The sequence below is a fragment of the Streptomyces alkaliphilus genome, assembly GCF_014141535.1.
In the GTDB taxonomy this organism is placed as follows: domain Bacteria; phylum Actinomycetota; class Actinomycetes; order Streptomycetales; family Streptomycetaceae; genus Streptomyces; species Streptomyces alkaliphilus.
Window position 1 is genome coordinate 1 of record NZ_VKHT01001301.1, and the last position, 1,144, is coordinate 1,144.

The window sequence follows — 1,144 nt, forward strand, 5'->3', positions numbered from 1 at the left end:
GTGTCGGCCGTTGTTCCCGAGATGGGGTTTTCCATCCGCCGTGAACGGTTTCCGCGGCCCCGGCGTGCGGGAGGGCGGGAGCCCGGGGCCGGTCGCGACCCCTCTCTTGCTCGGATGTCGCGCGGTGGGCGTCGAACGCGGGCCGCGAGGGGTCCGTTCTGTGGTACGGAGATGCCCGGGCCCCGCGGATCAGCATACCCTGTGGGGTATACGAGAGGAGTGCGGCATGGAACTGGTCATGGCGGCCGATGATCTGAGGACCGTGGTGAACCGGCTGCGCCGGGCCCAGGGACAGATCGCCGGCATCATTCGGATGATCGAGGAGGGGCGCGACTGCGAGGACGTCGTCACCCAACTCGCCGCGGCGTCCCGGGCCCTGGACCGGGCGGGGTTCGCCATCATCGCCACCGGCCTCCAGCAGTGCCTGGCCGAGCCGGAGTCCTCGGAGGCGCCCGACCGCGATCAGATGCGGGCGCGGCTGGAGAAGCTCTTCCTGTCGCTGGCCTGAGTGCCCGCCCGGGGCGCGCGCCCCGGGGCGCCGACGGGCCGCGCACCAAAGGGTGCGCGGCCCGTCGGGGTTCGGCGCCGATGAGGGAGGGACGCCCGGGGGCCTCGGCCGCCCGGAGGTGTCTCCCCGGCGCCGCCGGGGCACCCGTGGGTGCCCCGGTCGGTGGGTCAGGGCACCGTCCACTTCTGCGCCGGGTTGCCCGAGCAGATGGCGATCTGGATCGGCGTGCCGTTGGCGGTGTTCGCGTTCGCCACGTCCAGGCACTTGTCGGCGGCGAAGTTCACGATGTCGGCGTTGGGTGAGACCCGCCACTGCTGGATGTTCCCGCCGCTCCCGCAGCCGCGCAGCACCACCCGGGCACCGTCGTTGGTGGAGTTGCCGGCGGTCGACAGGCACAGGCCCGCGATGCGCAGGGTGCCGTCCCGGTGGAAGGTCCACTGCTGCGAGGCCCCGCCGTGGCAGGCGTTGAGCATGAGCTCGCTGCCGTTGGAGCTCGACCGGGCCTCCAGACACTTCGCGGCCAGCCCCATGATCCGCCCGGTGGGACGGGAGAAGTCCTCGGGCGGCGGCGCGGCCGGGGCGGGGGCCGCCTGCCTCGGCTGCTCCGGCTCGGAGGCGGGGGCCTGCGTCGTGGGC

2 protein-coding genes are annotated in these 1,144 nt (G+C 73.7%); one reads left to right on the forward strand and one right to left on the reverse strand.

Going from position 1 to position 1,144, the window contains the following annotated elements; translation table 11 throughout:
* Positions 1-226 precede the first annotated feature (226 nt).
* Positions 227-508: a metal-sensitive transcriptional regulator gene (locus FNQ90_RS24105; protein ID WP_182608278.1), complete on the forward strand. Its 282-nt coding sequence runs from the start codon at positions 227-229 to the stop codon at positions 506-508.
* Positions 509-675: 167 nt separating this feature from the next.
* On the opposite strand, the gene FNQ90_RS24110 is transcribed toward FNQ90_RS24105, so the two are convergent.
* A partial coding sequence (locus FNQ90_RS24110) for an RICIN domain-containing protein (protein ID WP_182608279.1) occupies positions 676-1,144 on the reverse strand: 469 nt, incomplete at its 5' end.